This is a genomic window from Actinoplanes sp. NPDC021490, from assembly GCF_055562135.1.
Window position 1 is genome coordinate 301,644 of sequence record NZ_JBVHFW010000007.1, and the last position, 18,122, is coordinate 319,765.

An 18,122-nucleotide genomic window follows, 5' to 3' on the forward strand; every position below is an offset into this window, starting at 1 on the left:
AAAAGGTTGTGCTCTTTGGAAGACAGCGCCCCCGACGTCCCGCTGCGCCGCATCGCCCGGCTCTTCAGGCCGCACCGCCTGCGGCTCGCCGTGGTGATGGTGCTCATCATGGCGTCCTCCGTGCTGGGCATGGCCTCGCCGTTCCTGCTGCGGGAAGTCATCGACCGCGCGCTGCCCCGCCAGGACGTCACGCTGCTGGTCTGGCTGGTCAGCGGCATGGTGGCCGTCGCCGGGGTGACCGCCGCCCTCGGCGTCGTCCAGACGTGGATGTCCGCCGCCGTCGGTCAGCGGGTCGTGCACCGGCTGCGGATCGACGTCTTCACCCACCTGCAGCGGCAGTCCGTGGCCTTCTTCACCCGCACCCGCACCGGCGAGATCCAGTCGCGCATCACCAACGACGTCGGCGGCGTGCAGTCGGTGGTCACCTCGACCGCCGCGTCGGTCACGTCCAACCTGACCACCGCGGTGGCCAGCGGGATCGCCATGGTCGCCCTGTCCTGGCAGCTCTCCCTGGTCTCCCTGATCGTGCTGCCGCCGGCGCTCTACCTGAGCCGCCGGGTCGCCAAGATGCGCAAGGAGATCACCGCCCTGCGCCAGACCGAGCTGGCCGACCTCAACGTGACCATCGAGGAGGGACTGTCGATCAGCGGGGCGCAACTGAGCAAGACCATGGGCGCCGGCAACGCGCTCGTCGAGCGGTTCAGTCAGTCCTCGACCCGCCTCATCGACCTGCAGATGCGCTCGCAGCTGGCCGGCCGGTGGCGGATGGCGACGATGAGCATCATCTTCGCGGCCATCCCGGCGATCATCTATCTCAGCGCCGGACTGCCGCCGACCGCCGGCACGCTGAGCATCGGCACCCTGGTCGCCTTCACCACCTTGCAGGCCGGGCTGTTCCGGCCGCTGATGGGCCTGCTCAACGTGGGCGTCTCGCTGAGCACGTCGAAGGTCCTGTTCGGGCGCATCTTCGAATACCTGGACCTGCCGATCGAGGTGGACGACCCGGCCGTGCCGGTCGATCTGCCCCATCCGGTACGCGGCCACCTGCGCTTCGAGAACGTGACCTTCCACTACTCCGGCAGCCGGACCGCCGCCCTCGACGGCGTCTGCCTGGACGTGCCGGCCGGCACCTCGCTGGCGCTGGTGGGGGAGACCGGCTCCGGCAAGACCACCATCGGCGGGTTGATCGTGCGGTTCCACGACCCGTCGGCCGGCCGGATCACCATCGACGGCGTCGACCTGCGCGACCTGCGCCTGGCCGACCTGGCCGGGGTGGTCGGGATGGTAAGCCAGGAGACCTATCTGCTGCACACCACGGTGCGGGAGAATTTGCGGTACGCCCGCCCGGACGCCACCGACGCCCAGATCGAGCAGGCCGCCCGGGCCGCACAGATCCACGACGTCATCAGCGGGCTTCCCGACGGCTACGACACGATGGCCGGCTCCCGGGGGCACCGCTTTTCCGGCGGCGAGAAGCAGCGCATCGCCATCGCCCGTACGCTGCTGCGCGATCCCCGCATCCTGGTCCTCGACGAGGCCACCAGCGCCCTGGACACCGCCACCGAACGGGCCGTGCAGCGAGCCTTCGACGAGCTGGCCCGCGGCCGGACGACGGTGACCATCGCGCACCGGCTGTCGACCGTACGCAATGCCGACCAGATCGCCGTCGTCGACCGCGGCCGCATCCTCGAACAGGGCACCCACGAAACCCTGATCTCGGCCGGCGGCCGGTACGCCACCCTCACCGCATGAGCAGACTCGAGGCAGGTGACGAAGTCGGCCAAGCTCTCCGGTGAGGAGGCGTGTCCACCATCGCGGGTGACAACCGCATGTTCTGTTTGACGTACGGCGGGCCTGGCTAATAGCCGGTCATGAAGTGGGGCACCCGGGCGGCCATGGCCGCCTTCTCGGCGGTTGCGGCGGTGGCGGCACGCGATCTCTTCCAGCGTGACCATGCGCTTCTGCGCAATTTCCCGGTGATCGGGCGTGGTCGCTACCTGATCGAGGCCATCGGCCCGGAGCTGCGGCAATATGTGGTGGCGGGCAACAACGAGGAGCGGCCGTTCACCCGGGACCAGCGCCGCTGGGTCTACGCCTCGGCGAAGAAGGACAACAACTACTTCGGGTTCGGTACGGACAATGACCTCGAGTACACCGCCGGGTATCCGATCATCAAGCATCGTACGTTCGGGCGGGCGGTGCCCCGGTCCGCGCCGACCGCGGGCTATGAGGTCGGCCTGCCCTGCGCCAAGGTGATGGGAGCGGCCCGCGGCCGCGCGCGAGCGTTCCGGCCCAGTTCGGTGGTCAATATCTCGGGAATGAGCTTCGGCTCGTTGTCCGGTAAGGCGATCGAGGCACTGAACCGGGGCGCCGCGGCCGCCGGGTGCTTGCAGAACACCGGTGAAGGAGGGCTCTCGCCCTATCACCGCAACGGTGGCGAGCTGGTGTTTCAGATCGGCACCGCCTATTTCGGCTGCCGGGACGAGCAGGGCCGGTTCGACCTGCAGAGGCTCAAGGATCTGGTGGCGTCGGCGCCCGTCCGCGCCTTGGAGATCAAACTGAGTCAGGGCGCCAAGCCGGGACTCGGTGGACTTCTGCCCGGCGCCAAAGTGTCGGCGGAGATCGCATCCACCCGCGGCATCCCCCAGGGCGTCGACTGTGTGAGTCCGTCGCGGCACGCCGAGTTCACCGATACCGACAGCCTGCTCGATTGGGTGGAGTTGCTCGCGGCCGAGACCGGCCTGCCCGTCGGCATCAAGTCGGCGGTCGGTGACCTGGAGTTCTGGGACGAGTTGACCTCGCTGATGGCGGGTACCGGTCGCGGGGTCGACTTCGTCACCATCGACGGTGGGGAGGGCGGCACGGGCGCCGCCCCGCTGATCTTCACCGATACGGTGTCGCTGCCGTTCCAGGTGGGCTTCGCCCGGGTCTACAAGAAGTTCGCCGAGCGAGGACTGCACGAGAGGGTGGTGTTCGCCGGCGGCGGCAAACTGGGCCTGCCGGACAACGCGATCGTGGCGTTCGCTCTGGGCTGCGACATGGTGAACGTGGCCCGCGAGGCGATGCTCGCCATCGGCTGCATCCAGGCGCAGAAATGCCACACCGACACGTGCCCGACCGGCGTGGCGACGCAAAGCCCGTGGCTGACCCGCGGGCTGGACCCGGCCCTGAAGTCCGAGCGTGCCGCCAACTACATCAAGACCCTGCGGCGTGACCTGCTCAAGGTCTCCGAGGCCTGCGGCGTCGAGCATCCCGCCCTCATCGACACCGCGTCGGTGGAGATCCTGGACGGCCGGACCTCCGCCACCGGGCTGGACCAGGTCTACGGCTACCGTCCCGGCTGGGGCCTGCCCTCGGCCGCGGACCGGTCGGGAATCGCTGAATTGATGCGAGCCGACCACCAGCAGGGCGGCAGCGCCACACCCTCGCCATCGGCACAGGGTGGCCCTGCACCTCAGTGACATCCCGCCGGACGGGCGCCACGCCGGGTCATTCCTGGGGAGCGTTTTTGGGGAAGACAACCGGCCCGAACGGCCATGATCCCGATATACGAATCGGCGACTGTCGATGCCGTGGCAGCATTGCGGTGTTCTGTCCCGTCGACGGAAGGCTCGTGATGCCCGGTCCGCACCTGTTGGCAGCCGCCGCTCTGGCGTTATCCGTGGCGGTTCCGGCCACACCGTCCGCGAACGCTGTCGCCGCATCCGCCGGGCTGAGCTATGTGGCGATGGGCAGTTCGTTCGCCGCCGGCCCCGGGGTCCCGCCGGCGCAACCGGGCGCCGGGGCCGCCGCGTGCGCCCGGTCGGGCAGCAATTACCCCAGCGTCGTGGCCAGGGCGATCGGCGCCGACCTCACCGACGTCTCATGCAGCGGCGCGACCACCGCGAACGTGCTTACCGACAGCCAATCCGGCCGTCCGCCGCAGATCAGCGCGGTGACCGGCGCGACCCAGGTCGTCACCGTGACCATCGGTGGCAACGACGTCAACTATCTCGGCAGCCTGGGCGCCTATACCTGTCAGAACGACGGCGGCAGCGGGTGCGCGGGCGTCGACCGGGGTGCGATCGACCGGACGTTCCCTCAGCTGACCGGGCGCATCGAGAACATCGTGAACGCCGTGCACGACACCGCCCCCGGCGCGCACGTCTACCTGGTCAACTACTTCACGATCCTGCCGGGCTCCGGCACCTGCGCCGGTGTTCCGCTGACCCCGGACCAACTGGCGTACGAGCGGAGCATCGCGGCCCGCCTCGAGTCGGCCACCGCCGCGGCGGCCGCGGCCACCGGTGCGACCCTCGTCGACCTCGCCGCGGTCAGCCGCGGGCACGACGCCTGCTCCACCGACCCGTGGGTGGAAACCGGGCACCCGCCGGCGGGCCGTTCCTCGTATCACCCGAACGCGGCCGGGATGCGTGCGGCCGCCGCTCTGGTGGAGACCGCGCTGACCTCGGCCGGGCAGCTGCGCACGGCGGCTTTCCGCTCCGGCATCCCCGGCAAGTGCGTGGACGTGTCGAACGCCGCGACCTCGGACGGCACCCCGGTCCAGCTGTGGACCTGCAACGGCACCGCGGCTCAGAGGTGGACGTTCGCGCCGGGTGCCGGCGGGACGCTGCGAGCCTTGGGCAAGTGCCTGGACGTCAGTAACGGCGGCACGGCGAACCGCACCACAGTCCAGCTGTGGACGTGCAACGGCTCCGGGGCGCAACGCTGGGTCACCGGCACGAACTTCGCACTGGTGAACCCCCAGTCGGGGCGTTGCCTGGACGACCCGGAGAGCGCCACCACCGACGGCGCCCGGCTGCAAATCTTCGACTGTAACGGCACCGCGGCACAGCAGTGGACCCCGACCGGCTAAGTGCCCGGAGCCGTCACCCTCCGTTTCGCGACGAGCAGACCCGGTAGAGCGACGCGACGGACGGCCCACCGGGACCGGCTGAGGCCGAGCGATGGGCGAGGCGGTCGGGGGCCGGGAACCCCCTGTCTGGAATCCCGGCCCCCGAGTTTCACCCCGCCCCCAGGGGTGGTCAGCGATCCGTCAGGATCTGATCCATTGCTGGTGGCTGCCGCCGTTGCACGTCCACAACTCCACGGCGGCGCCGTTGGTCGTGGCCGCGCCCGTCACGTCCAGGCACAGGGCGGACTGGACGCCGACGATCGTGCCGTCCGCGTTGAGCCGCCACTGCTGGTTGGCCCCGCCGGTGCAGGACCAGATGCGGACCCGGGAGCCGGCGGTGGCGCCGGTCGCGTCGAGGCACTTGTTGCCGTACACGGTGAGCTGGTTGGCCGAGGTGGCCGTCCAGGTCTGGTTGGCGCCGTTGTTGCAGTCCCAGATCTGCACGGTGGCCCCGTCCGACTGGCTCTGCCCGTTGACGTCCAGGCACCGGTTGGAGCCGGCGCCGCGCACCTGACCCGTGGGGCTCTGACCGCCGCCGAGCGGGGTGACGGTCAGGTTGTCGAACTGGGCCGTCACGCCCTGGCCGGTGGCGTAGCCGACCTGGCCGGCCACCCAGACGGAGTCGGCCACGCTGCCCACGGTGACGCCGTCGATGGCCGCGGTGAGGGTGCTGCCGTTGAGCGTGAGCGCCAGCTTGTGCCAGCGGCCGGTGCCCAAAGCCGTTGTGGTGCCACTGGCCAGGGTCCGCTGGTTGCCGCTGGTGTTGTTGCTGCGGATGGACCACGACCCGTTGTCCGCGACGCGCAGGTAGTAGGCGTTGAGTTTGTCCGGGCCGTCGTGGTTGTAGTTGCCGGCCCGCCCGATGAGCTGGGCGTATCCGGACTTCTCCAGCATCACGTCGGAGGAGACGGTGTAGTTGCGCCAGCTGACGTCGCCCAGGAGCGAGAACGGCTCGGCGTGACCTCCGGTCCAGAAAATCGGCGTTTGCTCCGACATCTGGCGAACACATTGACCCGTACGGCCTCCGCCGCACCCGACTACTTCGAACGAGCCCTGGTGGTCCGAGAGATACTTCGCCTGGCCCCCGGTCCGGTAGCTGTCGAAGTCGTCGCCATAAGGCAGCGCGAGGTTGCCCTGCGCCGGGCTGGTCGCGGTTCCCTTGCCCTGCCCGGTCGTGGTCGTGATGCTGTAGACGTAGCCGGGCTGGACGGTCAGCGAGAACGCGCCGTTCGACGGGACGATGTCGCTGCGTTTGACGAAGTGGTCGGCGGTGTTGCCGGACCGCACGTTGGTCGACCAAACGTGCACGGTCCCGGTCGACAAGCCGCCGGTGACGTTGAACGTGAGGTCCTGCGCCGAGGTGGCGTCCATCGTCTCGATGACGGTGCTGTAGTCGCTGTTGTTGGCCGACTTCAGCGACACGTAACTGCCGTTGCTCCGGTTGCCGCCGAGATATCCGGTGGCGCCGTCCAGGTACCGCCATCCCGGCGCGGTGAACTGAGTCGTGTGGCCCATCACCCAGGTGCTCTTGCCGATGGAGTAGTAGCCGGACCAGGGCTGCGGCGCCACGGCCACTCCCGTGGTCGCCCACGGGACGTTCGGGGTGACCGCCGCGATGACCGGCCAGTTGAGGTAGGCGGTCATCTTGCCGTCGATGTAGTCCCGGTTGATGCCGCGGGCCAGGGCCGTCGCGCCGGCGTTGTAGTCGTCGGAGCCGTTCTCGCTGGCCCACAGCGCCTTGCCGCTGTTCACCGCGGTCGTCGAGCTGGGGCAGGTGGTCTGCGCGCTGCGGTATCCGCAGACGTAGTGCGCGCCGAACACGGACACGGCGGCGGCGAACGCCGGGTCGCGCTGGGCGTCGTCGGCGGAGGCCCAGCCGAACTCGTCCGACGCGACGATCTTCACGTTGGGGTAGCCGCGGGAGTTGAGCGCCGACCGCAGGTTCTTGTACCAGTTCAGGTCCCGGCCCCGCTCGTTCCAGCCGCCGAGATAGTCGATCGTCAGCCCGTGTGAGCTCGCGCAGCCGAGCCACGCGATCAGGTAGTCGATCGAGTCGCTGGACCAGAAGTTGCCGTTGCCGATCCAGCCCGGCGCACCCCACGACAGGCCGACGAGCTTGATGTTCGGGTTGCGGGCCTTCGCCTGACCCATCAGCCACCACTCGTACCCGCGGTTGCAGTCGACGGTGCCCCGGACATGTTCGTGGCTCGGTTCGGCGCCGGAGGTCGAGTTGGTGTCCCCGCCGATCTCCACCTTCATGATCTGCATCGCCGCGCCGTAGCCCGGCTTGAACAGGTAGTCGAGGATGTCGCTGCGCTGCGGCTCCGGATAGTCGGCCAGCAGCCGGCTGTTGCCGCCGCCGCCGCTGATCGCCCCGACACCGTCGAACACCCGGCCACCCGACGAGCCGTTGAGGGTGATCGCCGTCGCGGCCCGCGCCGGGGCGGGGGACACGACCAGCACACCGGCGAACGCCAGCAGCAGAGCGGTGGCCAGGGCCCAGCCGCGGGAGGCCTTCACGGCGCCGGTCATGACCGGAGTCCGCTGCGGGAGGTCCACTGCTGGTTGGCGCCGCCGTTGCAGGCCCAGAGGTTGAGCTTGGTGCCCGCTGCGGTCGCGTTGCCGGGCGCGTCGAGGCACAGCCCCGACTGGACGCCGGTGATGGTGCCGTTGGCGTTGACGTTCCACTGCTGGTTGGCTTGTCCGCCGCAGTCCCAGATGATGACCGCGGTGCCGTTCGCGGTGCCCTGACCGGAGGCGTCGAGGCACTTGTTGCCGTACACCCTCAGCTGTTTGCCGGAGGTCGAAGTCCAGCGCTGGCCCGTCCCGCTTCCGCAGTCCGCCAGTTGCGCCGTGACGCCGTTGGTGGCGCTGCCGGCCTCGAGGCAGCGGCTCGACTGGGTTCCGACGATCTGCACCGTCTGCTCGGTGCCGCCGGACTGTGGCCCGGCAGCCGACATCACCGCCTGCGCGCCGGAGGGCCAGTTGCCGTTGGACACCGTCACGTTCCCGGACACCACGTTGCCCCGGTCGCCGTTGGTGACGTTGGTGCTGTTGTTGGTCGACCAATTGTTCGTCACGGTGAAGTTCCCCATGTTCTCGGCGAACCAGTAGTTGGCCGTGGCCCACGTACCGGTGGAGGAGAAGACGTTGTTGCGGGCGGTGTAGTAGCGCGAGCCCTCGTCGAAGTAGATCCCGAAGTAGCCGTTGGTCCGCAGGCAGTAGTTGTCGCTGATCACCGCGCCCGGGTTGGCCGACAGCGTGTAGATGCACCCGCCGTCGTTCATCTGCTGCATGACGTCGTGCACGTAGTTGCCGACGAGCTGATTGCCGGAGGCGGTGGTCGCGGTGCTGTAGCGCGGCTGGTAGTTGTACAGCCCCCGGTCGGCGTAGTGGTTGCTGCCCCCGGCGTCGTTCGAGCCCCAGCCGTAGCCGATGGACATGCCGGTGTACGGCAGGTTGTAGGCCTCGTTGTGCGAGACGACGGCGTTGGTGACGTAGGTGGCGAGCACCGACACGATGCCGCGGTGGTCCGTCCCGAGGTCGTGCAGGCGGTTGTTGCTGATCGTGATGTTCCGGTTCACCATGCGGGCGTCGCCCGGGTGGTGCGCGTCGGCGCGGACACCGCCGGCCACGATGCCGCCCGCGACGTTCCGGGCGATCTCCGACCGGGTGACCGTGATGTTGCTTGCGCCCAGCCCGACCCCGCTGCCGTGGGCGCTGACGTCGTTGCCGATGCCGATCGCGGTCTGCCCGAGGTTGACGAACTGGGAGTCGGTGAAGGTGACGTTGCTGGCCGCCGAGACCTGGACGGCGGCGGGGGACTGGAGCCAGTTCGGGCGGGTGGCCTCGAACTGGGTGCATCCGTTGTGGCAGGAGCTGAAGGCGGGCCAGCTCCAGTTGCCGTAGATGTAGGCGCCGGTCTGCTGGTCCGCGTAGCCCTGACTGCTGCTGGGGCCGAGCCAGCTGGTGCCGGTGAAGGTGATGCCGCTGAACGTGAGGTGGTGCGCGGGCGCGTCGTACGTGCCGCCGACCTGGACCAGGGACTGCAGCACCGGCAGTTCGACGCTGACGTTGGCCATGTTCTGCCCGGCGAGCGGGATGTACGACAGGGCGCCGGTTCCGGGATCGAGATACCACTCGCCCGGGCTGTCCAGGAACTCGTAGGCGTTGCTCAGATAGAGCGGCCCGGCCCGGTGCGGTTGGGTGAACGTGTCGTACCCGAAGTTGTTGTTGCTCCATCCGGGCTGCTGCATCGCGATCTGATTGCCGCTGATGCGCTGCACGGATGCGTACCGGTCGGTGAAGGAATTGACGCTCTCCATCTGAATCCGGCTCTGGTTGGCCAGATTGTTCAGGTAGCTCAGCGCGCCGTTGGTGAATCGCAGGCCGGTGCTGTCCGCGGTGAAATCGGCCCGGTTCACCTGGGTGCGGGCCCTCGTCGCGACGGCGCCGTTGACGTAGAGCTGCCGGCTGTCGATTCCCGCGCCCACGTTGGCCCGCCAGATGTTGCGGCCGGCGTCGGCCTGCGACCACCCGGTGACCGGCCGGGCGCCACTGATCACGGGGCGGGCCGACGGCGCCGCCTGCCACACCACACGGTAGCCGTTGGAGCCGGAGTCGGCGGCGGTCATCCGCAACGGCGACGACTGGCGGTAGACCCCGTCGGCCAGCTGGACGACGATGTCGCCGGACATCGAGCTGTTCAGCGACCGCACCGCGGCCTGCGCCGCGATCAGCGAGCAGGGCTCGGCGGCGGTGCAGCTCGTTCCGGTTCCGGACGGGGCGGCGTAGAGCACGGGCCCGGCGGCGAAGGCCGGGCCGGTCACGGCGACCGCGGCGGCCGTGGCGACGCCGGTCAGAGCGGCCGCCACGATCGTGGACAGCCTCCGCCGGGGCGCTGAGGGGGATGGGGGTACGGGCACCGGGACTCCTCTTCGAACACGACTCGCGGTGATTTCGTGGTCGTGAAGTTAGCGTTAACTATTGAGGCCCGTCAATGCTGCACGCCAATACAGCAAGCCGCACGATCCAAAGCAAAGCCGATGGCGCTGTTCTGGCCGGTCGCGTAACGGTTTTCGAGTGAATTTATTTGCCCGTTGATGCAAAGTTGAGTCGGCTTCTTAAATACAGATTGTGAAGGTTCACATAGCTGAGTCATCCGCCGATCCCACAGCCGCGGGTCGTAAACCCGGTCGTTATCGGAATTTCTGCCAATACCGACCGCGATCACGTCGGCGAACATCTGCGGCTCGGACCTGCACATGTACGAGGGCCGGACCGACTTCGAGCCCGGCCGCTGGTTCGGGCACGAGAACCTGGGGCAGGTGATCGAGGTCGGCGACGGGGTCGACAAGGTCCGGGTGGGCGACTGGGTCGTCCTGCCGTTCAACATCGCTTGCGGGCACTACAAGAACTGCGAGCGTCAGCTCACGAACTACTGCCTGACCGCCCAGCCGGAGCCGAAGATGGCCGGCGCCGCGTACGGCTTCGCCGACATGGGCCCGTACGGCGGGGGACAGGCCGAGCTGCTGCGCGTGCCCTGGGGTGATTTCAACTGCCTGCGGCTCGGGGAGGACGCCGAGGAGCGCCAGACCGACTACGTGATGCTCGCCGACATCTTCCCCACCGGCTACCACGCCACCGAGATGGCCGGTGTGAAGCCCGGGGACCAGACGGTCATCTACGGCGCCGGACCGGTGGGACTGATGGCTGCTCTCTCGGCGACCATCCGAGGGGCGAGCAAGGTCATGGTCGTCGATCGGCATCCGGACCGGCTGCGCCTGGCCGAGTCGATCGGCGCGATCGCCATCGACGACTCGAAAACCGATCCGGTGCAGGCCGTCCTCGACGAGACCATGGGGCTGGGCGCGGACAACGGCTGTGAGTGCGTCGGCTATCAGGCGCACGAGCCCGACGGCCAGGAGCGAGCCAACCTGACGATGAACCGGCTGGTCGCCTCGGTGCGCTTCACCGGAAAGATCGGCAACGTCGGTGTCTTCGTACCGCAGGACCCGGGGGCCGCCGACGAGCTGGCGAAGCAGGGCAAGCTGGCCTTCGACTACGGCATGTTCTGGTTCAAGGGCCAGCACCTCGGCACCGGCCAGGCGCCGGTCAAGAAGTACAACCGGGCAGCTGCGCGACCTCATCGCCGGGGGCAAGGCGCAGCCGTCCTTCATCGTCAGCCACGAGCTGCCCCTCGACCGGGCGCCGGAGGCCTACGAGCACTTCGACAAGCGGGACGACGGATGGACGAAGGTGGTCCTGCACCCGGCGATGGCAGGAGCGGGTGCCTGAGGTCGCTGAAGAACGGTGGGCCCGGACAGGCTGCCTTACGAAACGACGACGACGGCCGGGGTGGCGACGGCCGGGCCGACCGGGGCGCCGGTCTCCGTGCGGCCGCTCACCGAGATCTTCAGGGTGCCGGTGCGGCCGGCCGGAGCGCCCGGAGCGGCCTGCACCACGATGTGCGGCAGCGGGAACCAGCTGTTCGGCGCCCGGTCGCCGATGTCGCAGGTCGTGACGGCACCCTGCTGGCGGCACTGCTGGGTGTCCGGGCGGATGACGCCGTCCGCCCCGACCGACGGCACGAACACCGTGGCGACCCCGGACAGGCCGGAGGCGTCGAGCTCGAGCCGCGTGCCGTACAGCAGGCCGTGCCAGTCGGCGTTGGTCTGCAGGCCGAGGTACGTCCACGGTGCCAGCGGGCCGGCCGGTCCGGCCTGGATGTCCGGCACGACGACGGTGAGCTGCGGTGCGGCGGCCTGGGCGGGCGAGGGGAGCAGGGCAACGGTGGCCGCGACGGCTGCGGCGGCGGCCGTGGCGCGGAAGGAGGCGGGCATTTCGTTCCCCTGTCGTGGCGGCGGGCAAGGAGGTCGGAAAGATCGACAATGGACGATCGTAGCGGCACCCCTCATTCCAGGCGGATCTGCGCTACCGCGGTCACCGCGATCGAGCCGGCCGCCGGACCGGGCACGCCGGTCGTCGCGTCGAGGGGGAACCACGCGAGGGTGCCGGAGCGCTCGTTCGCCACGTACAGCGAGGTGCCGGTGGCGTCGATGGCCAGGTGCCGCGGCCAGACACCTCCGCACGCCGGTGTCGCGACGAGGGTCAGGCGGGACCCGCCCTCGCTGACGGCGAACACCGCGACGGTGTCGGTGCCCCGGTTGCTGACGTAGACGAAACGGCCGTCGGCCGACACCGCGATCTCGCCCGGGTAGTTGGTGACGCCCGGGTTCGGCACGGTCGAGGTGACCTGTCCGGCGGTCAGGACGCCGTCCGCGTACGCGCACACGGTCACCGTGGAGGCCAGTTCGCCGGCCACGTAGGCGTACGTGCCGTCCGGGTGGAAGGCCAGATGCCGCGGTCCGCTGCCGGTCGGCAACCTCAGGCGCCCGGCCTCGGTGAGCGTCGCGGCGGCCGGGTCCAGCCGGTACGTGAACACGGTGTCCACGCCGAGGTCGACGGCGAGGACGTACTCGCCGGCCGGGTCGACGACGACCTGATGGGCGTTCGACGCCCGGCCGCCGGTGGACTGCCGCCTGGTGTCGGTGGCCGCGCCGACCGTCGCGTCCGCGGCGATCCGGTGGGTGACGACGGCGCCGCCGCCGTACAGCGAGGTGAACAGGAACTGCCCGTTCGGGTGGACGGCCACGTGGGCCGGTCCCGAGCCGGTCGGCTGCGTGTTGAGCAGCGACGTGTCGCCGTCCTCGCCGATGGTCAGGGCGCTCACGGTGCCGCCGGGGGACACCTCGCTGATCGCGTACAGGTGGCCCGAGCCGGGCGCGATGTCGAGCCACGAGGGCTGACGGACGGCCGTGGTCCACGAGTCGATCACCGGCCGGCCGGTCGGCGCGTCGATGCGGCCCCGGGCGATGCCCTGACCGCCGGAGGCGGTGTAGGTGCCCAGGTAGAAGCGCTGTTCCGGGGCGTCGGCGGCCTCGGCCGTGGCGTTGCGCAGCACGACGGTGCCGGCGGCCACGCTGATCGCGGCGGCGCCGCCGAGCCGGAGGAGCCCGCGTCGGGAAGTAGGCATGTCGATCAACATAGCCTCGGGCATCGCCACACATCAATGTCGTGTCCGGTCTCAGCGCCCCAGCCAGCCCCCGTCCACCGGGATGACGGCACCCGAGACGTAGTCGGCGGCGGAGGAGCAGAGGAAGACCGTCGCTCCCGCGATGTCGTCGCGTTCACCCCATCGGCCGGCCGGGATCCGGTCCAGGATCGACCGCGAGCGGACCGGGTCGGCGCGCAGCGCGGCGGTGTTGTCGGTCGCGATGTAGCCGGGCGCGATGGCGTTGACGTTCACACCCTGGGCGGCCCACTCGTTCGCCAGCGCGCGGGTCAGCCCGGCGATGCCCGACTTGGCCGCGGTGTAACCCGGCACGTTGATGCCGCCCTGGAAGCTGAGCATGCTGGCGGTGAAGACGACCTTGCCGCTGCCCCGGGCCAGCATCGGCCGGGCGATCAGCTGGGTGAGCGCGAACTGGCTGGACAGGTCGACCTCGATCACCCGGTCCCACCACACGAGGGGATGCTCCGCGGCCGGTGCGCGCTCGATCGTTCCCGCGTTGTTGACGAGGATGTCGGGCGCCTTCCCGGCGAGCTCGGTGCCCAGGGCCACCACGGCGTCGCGATCGGCGAAGTCCACCGCGTGCGCCTCGAAGGAGCGGCCGAGCGCGCGGACCGATCCGGCGACGTCGTCCTCGGCCCGCATCGACGCGCTGACGCCGATGATGTCCGCGCCGGCGGCGGCGAGCGCCTCGGCCATCGAGCGGCCGATGCCCCGGCGGGCGCCGGTGACGACCGCGAGACGGCCGGTGAGATCGAACAGCCCGTTCATGCCGGCTCCTGCCCGGCCACGTCGACCAGGATCTTCATGGCGCGGCCGGCCCCGAGGTCGTCCATCGCGGAGGCCGTTTCCTCCAGCGGGACCACGTGCGAGATGAGGGCGTCGACGGGTATCCGTCCGTGCTGGAGCAGGTCGACGGCACGGTCGAAGTCGGACCGCTGATAAACCCGCGCGCCGAGCAGGCGCAGTTCGCGCCAGAACACGCGTTGCAGGTCGACCTCCCGGGGCGTCGGGTGGATGGCCACGACGACGATCGTGCCGCGGACCCGGGCCAGTGCCGTGGCCGAGCGGACCGCGGCGGCCGCGCCCGACACCTCGAACACCACATCGGCGCCGGTGCCGGAGGTCCAGCGCTCGACCTCGGCGGTCAGGTCGGTCGCGGCCGGGTCGGCCACCGGGAATCCGAGCTCGGCGATCCGGCTCCGGCGCGCCGGGTCGACCTCGGCGACCAGGACGTGGGCCCCCGCGTCGCGGGCGACACCGGCGATCAGGACGCCGATCGGGCCGCCGCCGAGGACGACGGCGTGGTCGCCGACCTGGAGTTCGGAGCGCCGCACGTCGTGCACCGCGACCGCGACCGGTTCGACCAGTGCGGCGGTACGCAGATCGAGGCCGGCGGGCAGCCGTACGGCAATCGATGCCGGAACGTTCCATCGCTGCTGGAGACCGCCGGGCGAGTCGATGCCGACGAAGACCAGGTTCTGGCAGATGTGCTGGTGGCCGGCGAGGCAGGCGGCGCAGGCGCCGTCCCAGATCAGCGGCATGACGGTCAGCGGATCGCCCACCGCCCAGCCCTCGACGCCGGGGCCGACCGCGGCCACGGTGCCGGAGGTCTCGTGCCCGAAGACCAGTGGTGTGCGGACCCGGGCGTCCATGTCGCCGTGCGCGATGTGGAGGTCGGTGCCGCACAGGCCGCAGTAGGCGACGGCGATCTGGAGCTCACCGGGGCCCGGTGGCGTGACATCCCGCGAGACCGTCTCCAAGCGTCCATGTCCGACATATGCCGCACCCTTCATCGGGCGTCCTCGCTCTCGTCGCGGTGCACCGCACCTGTTGCAAACATCATACGTATGCCCTTATATTTCGTGCCGATGAAGAGCGCGTCAATTGGGTCGGACTGACAAAGGACACCGATATGTTGGGAATCACGCGAGCCGGACGCCCCCGTCGAGCCACCACGATCGGCCTGGCCGGCGCCATGGCCGTCGCCCTCGCACTGACCGGCTGCGGCAGCAGCGGCGGTGACGACGATTCATCAACGGACACCTACGGCTTCGCGCAGGCCACCCAGGACGACAAGGCCGAGATCACGGTCTGGGTGGACGCCGACCGGGCCGGCGCGGCCGACGCGTTCAAGAAGGCCAACCCCGACGTGCCGATCAAAGTGGTCACCTACGACGGGTCGGCCAACGGATCCAACTCGTTCCGGACCAAGATGCAGCTGTTCGACCGGGCCGGCAACGGCTGGCCGGACGTCGTCTTCTCCACCCAGAACAACGACGCGGCCTGGGCCAGCCAGAAGAGCAACGGCAAGCAGGCGTTCGCGGCGGTTCTCGGCGACGGGCTCGTCCCCAAGGCCACGCTGGACGGCTTCACCCCCGGCTCGCTGAACCCGTGCACCGTCGACGGCAAGGTCTACTGCCTGCGCAACGACCTCGCCCAGGCGGTGCTCTGGTACAACAAGAGCCTGCTCGGCAAGTTCGGCTACACCGTGCCGGCCACGTGGCCGGAATACCAGGCGCTCGGCGAGAAAGTGGCTCGCGAGCACCCCGGTTACATCGTGGGCACGGTCGGGGACGCCTGGACCCCGGAGGTCTTCTTCTGGGCCAGCAAGTGCCAGGCCAACAACATCACCGGCCCGAAGTCGGTCACCGTCAACACCGGCAGCACGGAGTGCAAGCGGGCCGCGTCCATGCTCGACACGCTGATCAAGAACGGCACGACGCCCAACATCAGTGTCTTCACGCCCGAGTTCGTCAAGAAGTACTCGGGCAAGGTTCTCGTCATGCCCGGACCGGCCTGGTACGCGGGCGCCATCTTCAACAACCCGCAGTCGTTGAACGTCGCCAAGGGCGAGCTGGGCGTGGCCGCCCCGCCCGCGTGGCCCGGTGAGCCCGCCGTGACCGGCAACGTCGGCGGTGGCACCTGGTTCATCAGCAGCCACTCCAAGAACCTCAAGGCGGCCGCGAAGTTCGCCGAGTTCGTCACGACCGCCGACGACTACCAGGTCAACCTGGCGCCCGGATATCCCGCCTACGCGGACGCGGCCACCAAGTGGATCAAGAAGCAGGAGTCGAGCGGCTACTACGCCACCGACCTGCAGCCGATCGTCAAGGCGGGCACGGAGATCTGGGACGGCTGGGGATCCGGCATCTTCAGTCAGGAAGCCATCTGGGCCAAGACGATGACCCCGGGCATCGCCGGTGGCAAGAACCTGGTCGATCTGCTCCCGCAATGGCAGACCGCGATCAAGAACCAGGCTCAGGTCGACGGCTACACGGTCAAGTGACCGCCGTGGAACAGGCCGCCCGGCCGGTGGCGGTCCCGCGCCGCCGGCCGAGCGGCGGGCATCCCGGCGGCGGCCGGAGCGCGATGAGCTACGGCTTCGTCGCCCTCTATGCCGCCCTGACCGTCGCCTTCGGCATCCTGCCCACGCTGTACGCCGTCTACCTCGCCTTCACCACCGGCGAGGGCGGCTTCGCCGGACTGGACAACTTCACCAAGGTCGTCGGCGACTTCCGCTTCTGGCCCGCCGTCGGGCACGTCGCGTTCTATCTGGTGATCTGGCTGGTCTCCCTGGTCGTGCTGGTCACGCTGCTGGCGATCGTCGTGCACACGATCCGGTGGCGCTGGCTCAGCAGCACCCTGCGGCTGGTCTTCTATCTGCCGGGCGCGCTGGCCGGCGCGTCGAGCGTCCTGCTCTGGCTGTTCGTGCTCGACCCGACGGCCAGCCCGGTCGGCGGCCTGCTGCGATTCCTCGGGCTGGACAGCTTCGTCCAGGTGATCGTGCCCGGCAACCTTCCGCCGATCTTCGCCATCATCGCGTTCTGGACCGGCGCCGGCGGGTGGATCGTGATCATGTACGGGGCCCTGAACAACATCAGCCAGGAGGTGATCGAGGCGGCTCGCATCGACGGCGCCGGCACCATCCAGATCGCCTGGCGCATCCAACTGCCGCTGCTGCGCAAGTGGATCTCGTACATGGGAATCATGTCCCTGGCCGCCGGAACCCAGCTGTTCGTCGAGCCGCAGTTGCTGTCGCAGGCCAGCAACGCGGTCGTGCCCAACGACTACTCGCTCAACCAGCTGGCCTACCAGTACGCGTTCCAGCAGAACGACTTCAACGGAGCGGCGGCGATCTCCCTGCTGCTGCTCGTCATCGCACTCGTGCTGTCGGCGTTCTTCGTCATGCGCGGCGGCCTGTTCGAGACGGACTGAACCTCATGACGACACGGCAGATCAATCGCCCCGGCACCCGGCGGGCAAGTGTCAGCGGGTGGAGCGGCCGCACCATCATGGCGGTAGTCCTCCTGGTCTTCGTGCTGTTCTTCGGAATCCCGATCGTCTGGCTGCTGCTGGCCTCGACGAAAACGGCGCGCGGCCTCACCGTCGGCCACCCGTTCGGGCCGGGCAGCCTCGACGGGCTCACCACCAACTGGAATTCGCTGTTCAGCTTCGGCGACGGGGAAGTCACCACCTGGGTCGGCAACTCGGCCCTGTACGCGGTGGGCGCCCTCGTCATCACCCTGATCGCCAGCATCCCGGCGGGCTACGCCATGGCCCTGACCCAGTTCCGGCTCCGGCGCCTGCTGCTGATCCTGACCCTGGTCGTCATGCTCATCCCGAACACCGCCCTGGTGCTGCCGATCTTCCTCGAGCTGAATACCATCGGGCTGATCGGCAGCCCGCTGTCGGTGATCCTGCCGATGTCGTTCTTCCCGTTCGGGGTCTACCTCACCTACATCTACTTCTCGACGAGCATTCCCCGCGACCTGCTCGCCGCGGCCCGGGTGGACGGGTGCCGGGAATTCCAGGTGTTCACCAAGATCGCACTGCCGCTGGCCGCGCCGATCGTCGCCCTGGTCGCCTTCTTCAGCTTCGTCCAGAGCTGGAACAACTTCTTCCTGCCCTTCGTCATGCTGCCGTCCAGCGACGGCTACCCGATCCAGGTCGGACTGACCTCCCTGCTGGCCTCGACCCCGGCGTTCAATCCGAGTTCGGCCGGCTCGCAATCCATTCAGCTCCCGACGCTCGCGCTGGCGACCGTCATCTCGGTACTGCCGGTACTGATCGTCTTTCTCTTCTCACAACGGTTCCTGGTCGCCGGCATGACGGCGGGCGGAACCAAGGAATGAGCCGGGAACGCGCAGGGAAGGA

Annotated in this window: 13 protein-coding genes and 1 pseudogene; 7 read left to right on the forward strand and 7 right to left on the reverse strand. The window is 69.3% G+C overall.

What is annotated here, in order from left to right; all coding sequences use genetic code 11:
- Positions 1-15: 15 nt before the first annotated feature.
- The 3 genes from ACZ3I4_RS21420 to ACZ3I4_RS21430 all read left to right on the forward strand — a co-directional run bounded on the left by ACZ3I4_RS21420 (position 16) and on the right by ACZ3I4_RS21430 (position 4,855).
- Positions 16-1,752 (forward strand): ABC transporter ATP-binding protein, encoded by a 1,737-nt coding sequence (locus ACZ3I4_RS21420; protein WP_465383728.1) that lies wholly within the window; start codon positions 16-18, stop codon positions 1,750-1,752.
- Between the two features lie 119 nt (positions 1,753-1,871).
- Entirely contained in the window at positions 1,872-3,461 is a 1,590-nt protein-coding gene (locus ACZ3I4_RS21425; protein WP_465383729.1) for an FMN-binding glutamate synthase family protein, read from the forward strand.
- 155 nt (positions 3,462-3,616) lie between these two features.
- Entirely contained in the window at positions 3,617-4,855 is a 1,239-nt protein-coding gene (locus ACZ3I4_RS21430) for a ricin-type beta-trefoil lectin domain protein (RefSeq protein WP_465383730.1), read from the forward strand.
- 180 nt (positions 4,856-5,035) lie between these two features.
- On the opposite strand, the gene ACZ3I4_RS21435 is transcribed toward ACZ3I4_RS21430, so the two are convergent.
- The 3 genes from ACZ3I4_RS21435 to ACZ3I4_RS21445 form a co-directional block, all read right to left on the reverse strand.
- The gene (locus tag ACZ3I4_RS21435) at positions 5,036-7,426 is read right to left on the reverse strand and encodes a ricin-type beta-trefoil lectin domain protein (RefSeq protein WP_465383731.1); all 2,391 of its coding nucleotides are present in this window, start codon (positions 7,424-7,426) and stop codon (positions 5,036-5,038) included.
- Positions 7,423-9,819 carry a ricin-type beta-trefoil lectin domain protein gene (locus tag ACZ3I4_RS21440; RefSeq protein ID WP_465383732.1) on the reverse strand — a complete coding sequence of 799 codons (2,397 nt, stop codon included), beginning with the start codon at positions 9,817-9,819 and terminating at the stop codon, positions 7,423-7,425. The genes ACZ3I4_RS21435 and ACZ3I4_RS21440 overlap by 4 nt, the downstream gene beginning before the upstream one ends.
- Positions 9,820-9,890: 71 nt before the next feature.
- Complete coding sequence (locus tag ACZ3I4_RS21445) at positions 9,891-10,139, reverse strand: hypothetical protein (protein ID WP_465383733.1); 249 nt, start codon at positions 10,137-10,139, stop codon at positions 9,891-9,893.
- 19 nt (positions 10,140-10,158) lie between these two features.
- On the opposite strand from ACZ3I4_RS21445, the pseudogene ACZ3I4_RS21450 reads away from it, so the two are divergent.
- Positions 10,159-10,842, forward strand: a pseudogene (locus tag ACZ3I4_RS21450) (zinc-binding dehydrogenase); the annotation flags it as partial.
- A gap of 384 nt (positions 10,843-11,226) precedes the next feature.
- Here ACZ3I4_RS21450 and ACZ3I4_RS21455 read toward each other — a convergent pair.
- The 4 genes from ACZ3I4_RS21455 to ACZ3I4_RS21470 all read right to left on the reverse strand — a co-directional run bounded on the left by ACZ3I4_RS21455 (position 11,227) and on the right by ACZ3I4_RS21470 (position 14,728).
- A complete protein-coding gene (locus ACZ3I4_RS21455) occupies positions 11,227-11,736 on the reverse strand; it encodes a hypothetical protein (protein WP_465383816.1) in 510 nt (169 codons plus the stop codon).
- Between the two features lie 71 nt (positions 11,737-11,807).
- The gene (locus ACZ3I4_RS21460; protein WP_465383734.1) at positions 11,808-12,929 is read right to left on the reverse strand and encodes a lactonase family protein; all 1,122 of its coding nucleotides are present in this window, start codon (positions 12,927-12,929) and stop codon (positions 11,808-11,810) included.
- 51 nt (positions 12,930-12,980) lie between these two features.
- Positions 12,981-13,736, reverse strand: a complete 756-nt coding sequence (locus ACZ3I4_RS21465; RefSeq protein WP_465383735.1) for an SDR family oxidoreductase — start codon at positions 13,734-13,736, stop codon at positions 12,981-12,983.
- Positions 13,733-14,728 (reverse strand): zinc-dependent alcohol dehydrogenase, encoded by a 996-nt coding sequence (locus tag ACZ3I4_RS21470; RefSeq protein WP_465383736.1) that lies wholly within the window; start codon positions 14,726-14,728, stop codon positions 13,733-13,735. The genes ACZ3I4_RS21465 and ACZ3I4_RS21470 overlap by 4 nt, the downstream gene beginning before the upstream one ends.
- A 152-nt stretch (positions 14,729-14,880) precedes the next feature.
- Between ACZ3I4_RS21470 and ACZ3I4_RS21475 the strand changes: the two genes are divergently transcribed.
- Genes ACZ3I4_RS21475 through ACZ3I4_RS21485 form a run of 3 tightly spaced genes read left to right on the forward strand, consistent with a single transcriptional unit; the run spans position 14,881 to position 18,100 of the window.
- Positions 14,881-16,254, forward strand: coding sequence for an ABC transporter substrate-binding protein (locus ACZ3I4_RS21475; protein WP_465383737.1), 1,374 nt, complete (start codon positions 14,881-14,883; stop codon positions 16,252-16,254).
- Positions 16,251-17,183, forward strand: coding sequence for a carbohydrate ABC transporter permease (locus ACZ3I4_RS21480; protein WP_465383738.1), 933 nt, complete (start codon positions 16,251-16,253; stop codon positions 17,181-17,183). The genes ACZ3I4_RS21475 and ACZ3I4_RS21480 overlap by 4 nt, the downstream gene beginning before the upstream one ends.
- A 5-nt stretch (positions 17,184-17,188) precedes the next feature.
- Positions 17,189-18,100 (forward strand): carbohydrate ABC transporter permease, encoded by a 912-nt coding sequence (locus ACZ3I4_RS21485; protein ID WP_465383739.1) that lies wholly within the window; start codon positions 17,189-17,191, stop codon positions 18,098-18,100.
- Positions 18,101-18,122 lie beyond the last annotated feature (22 nt).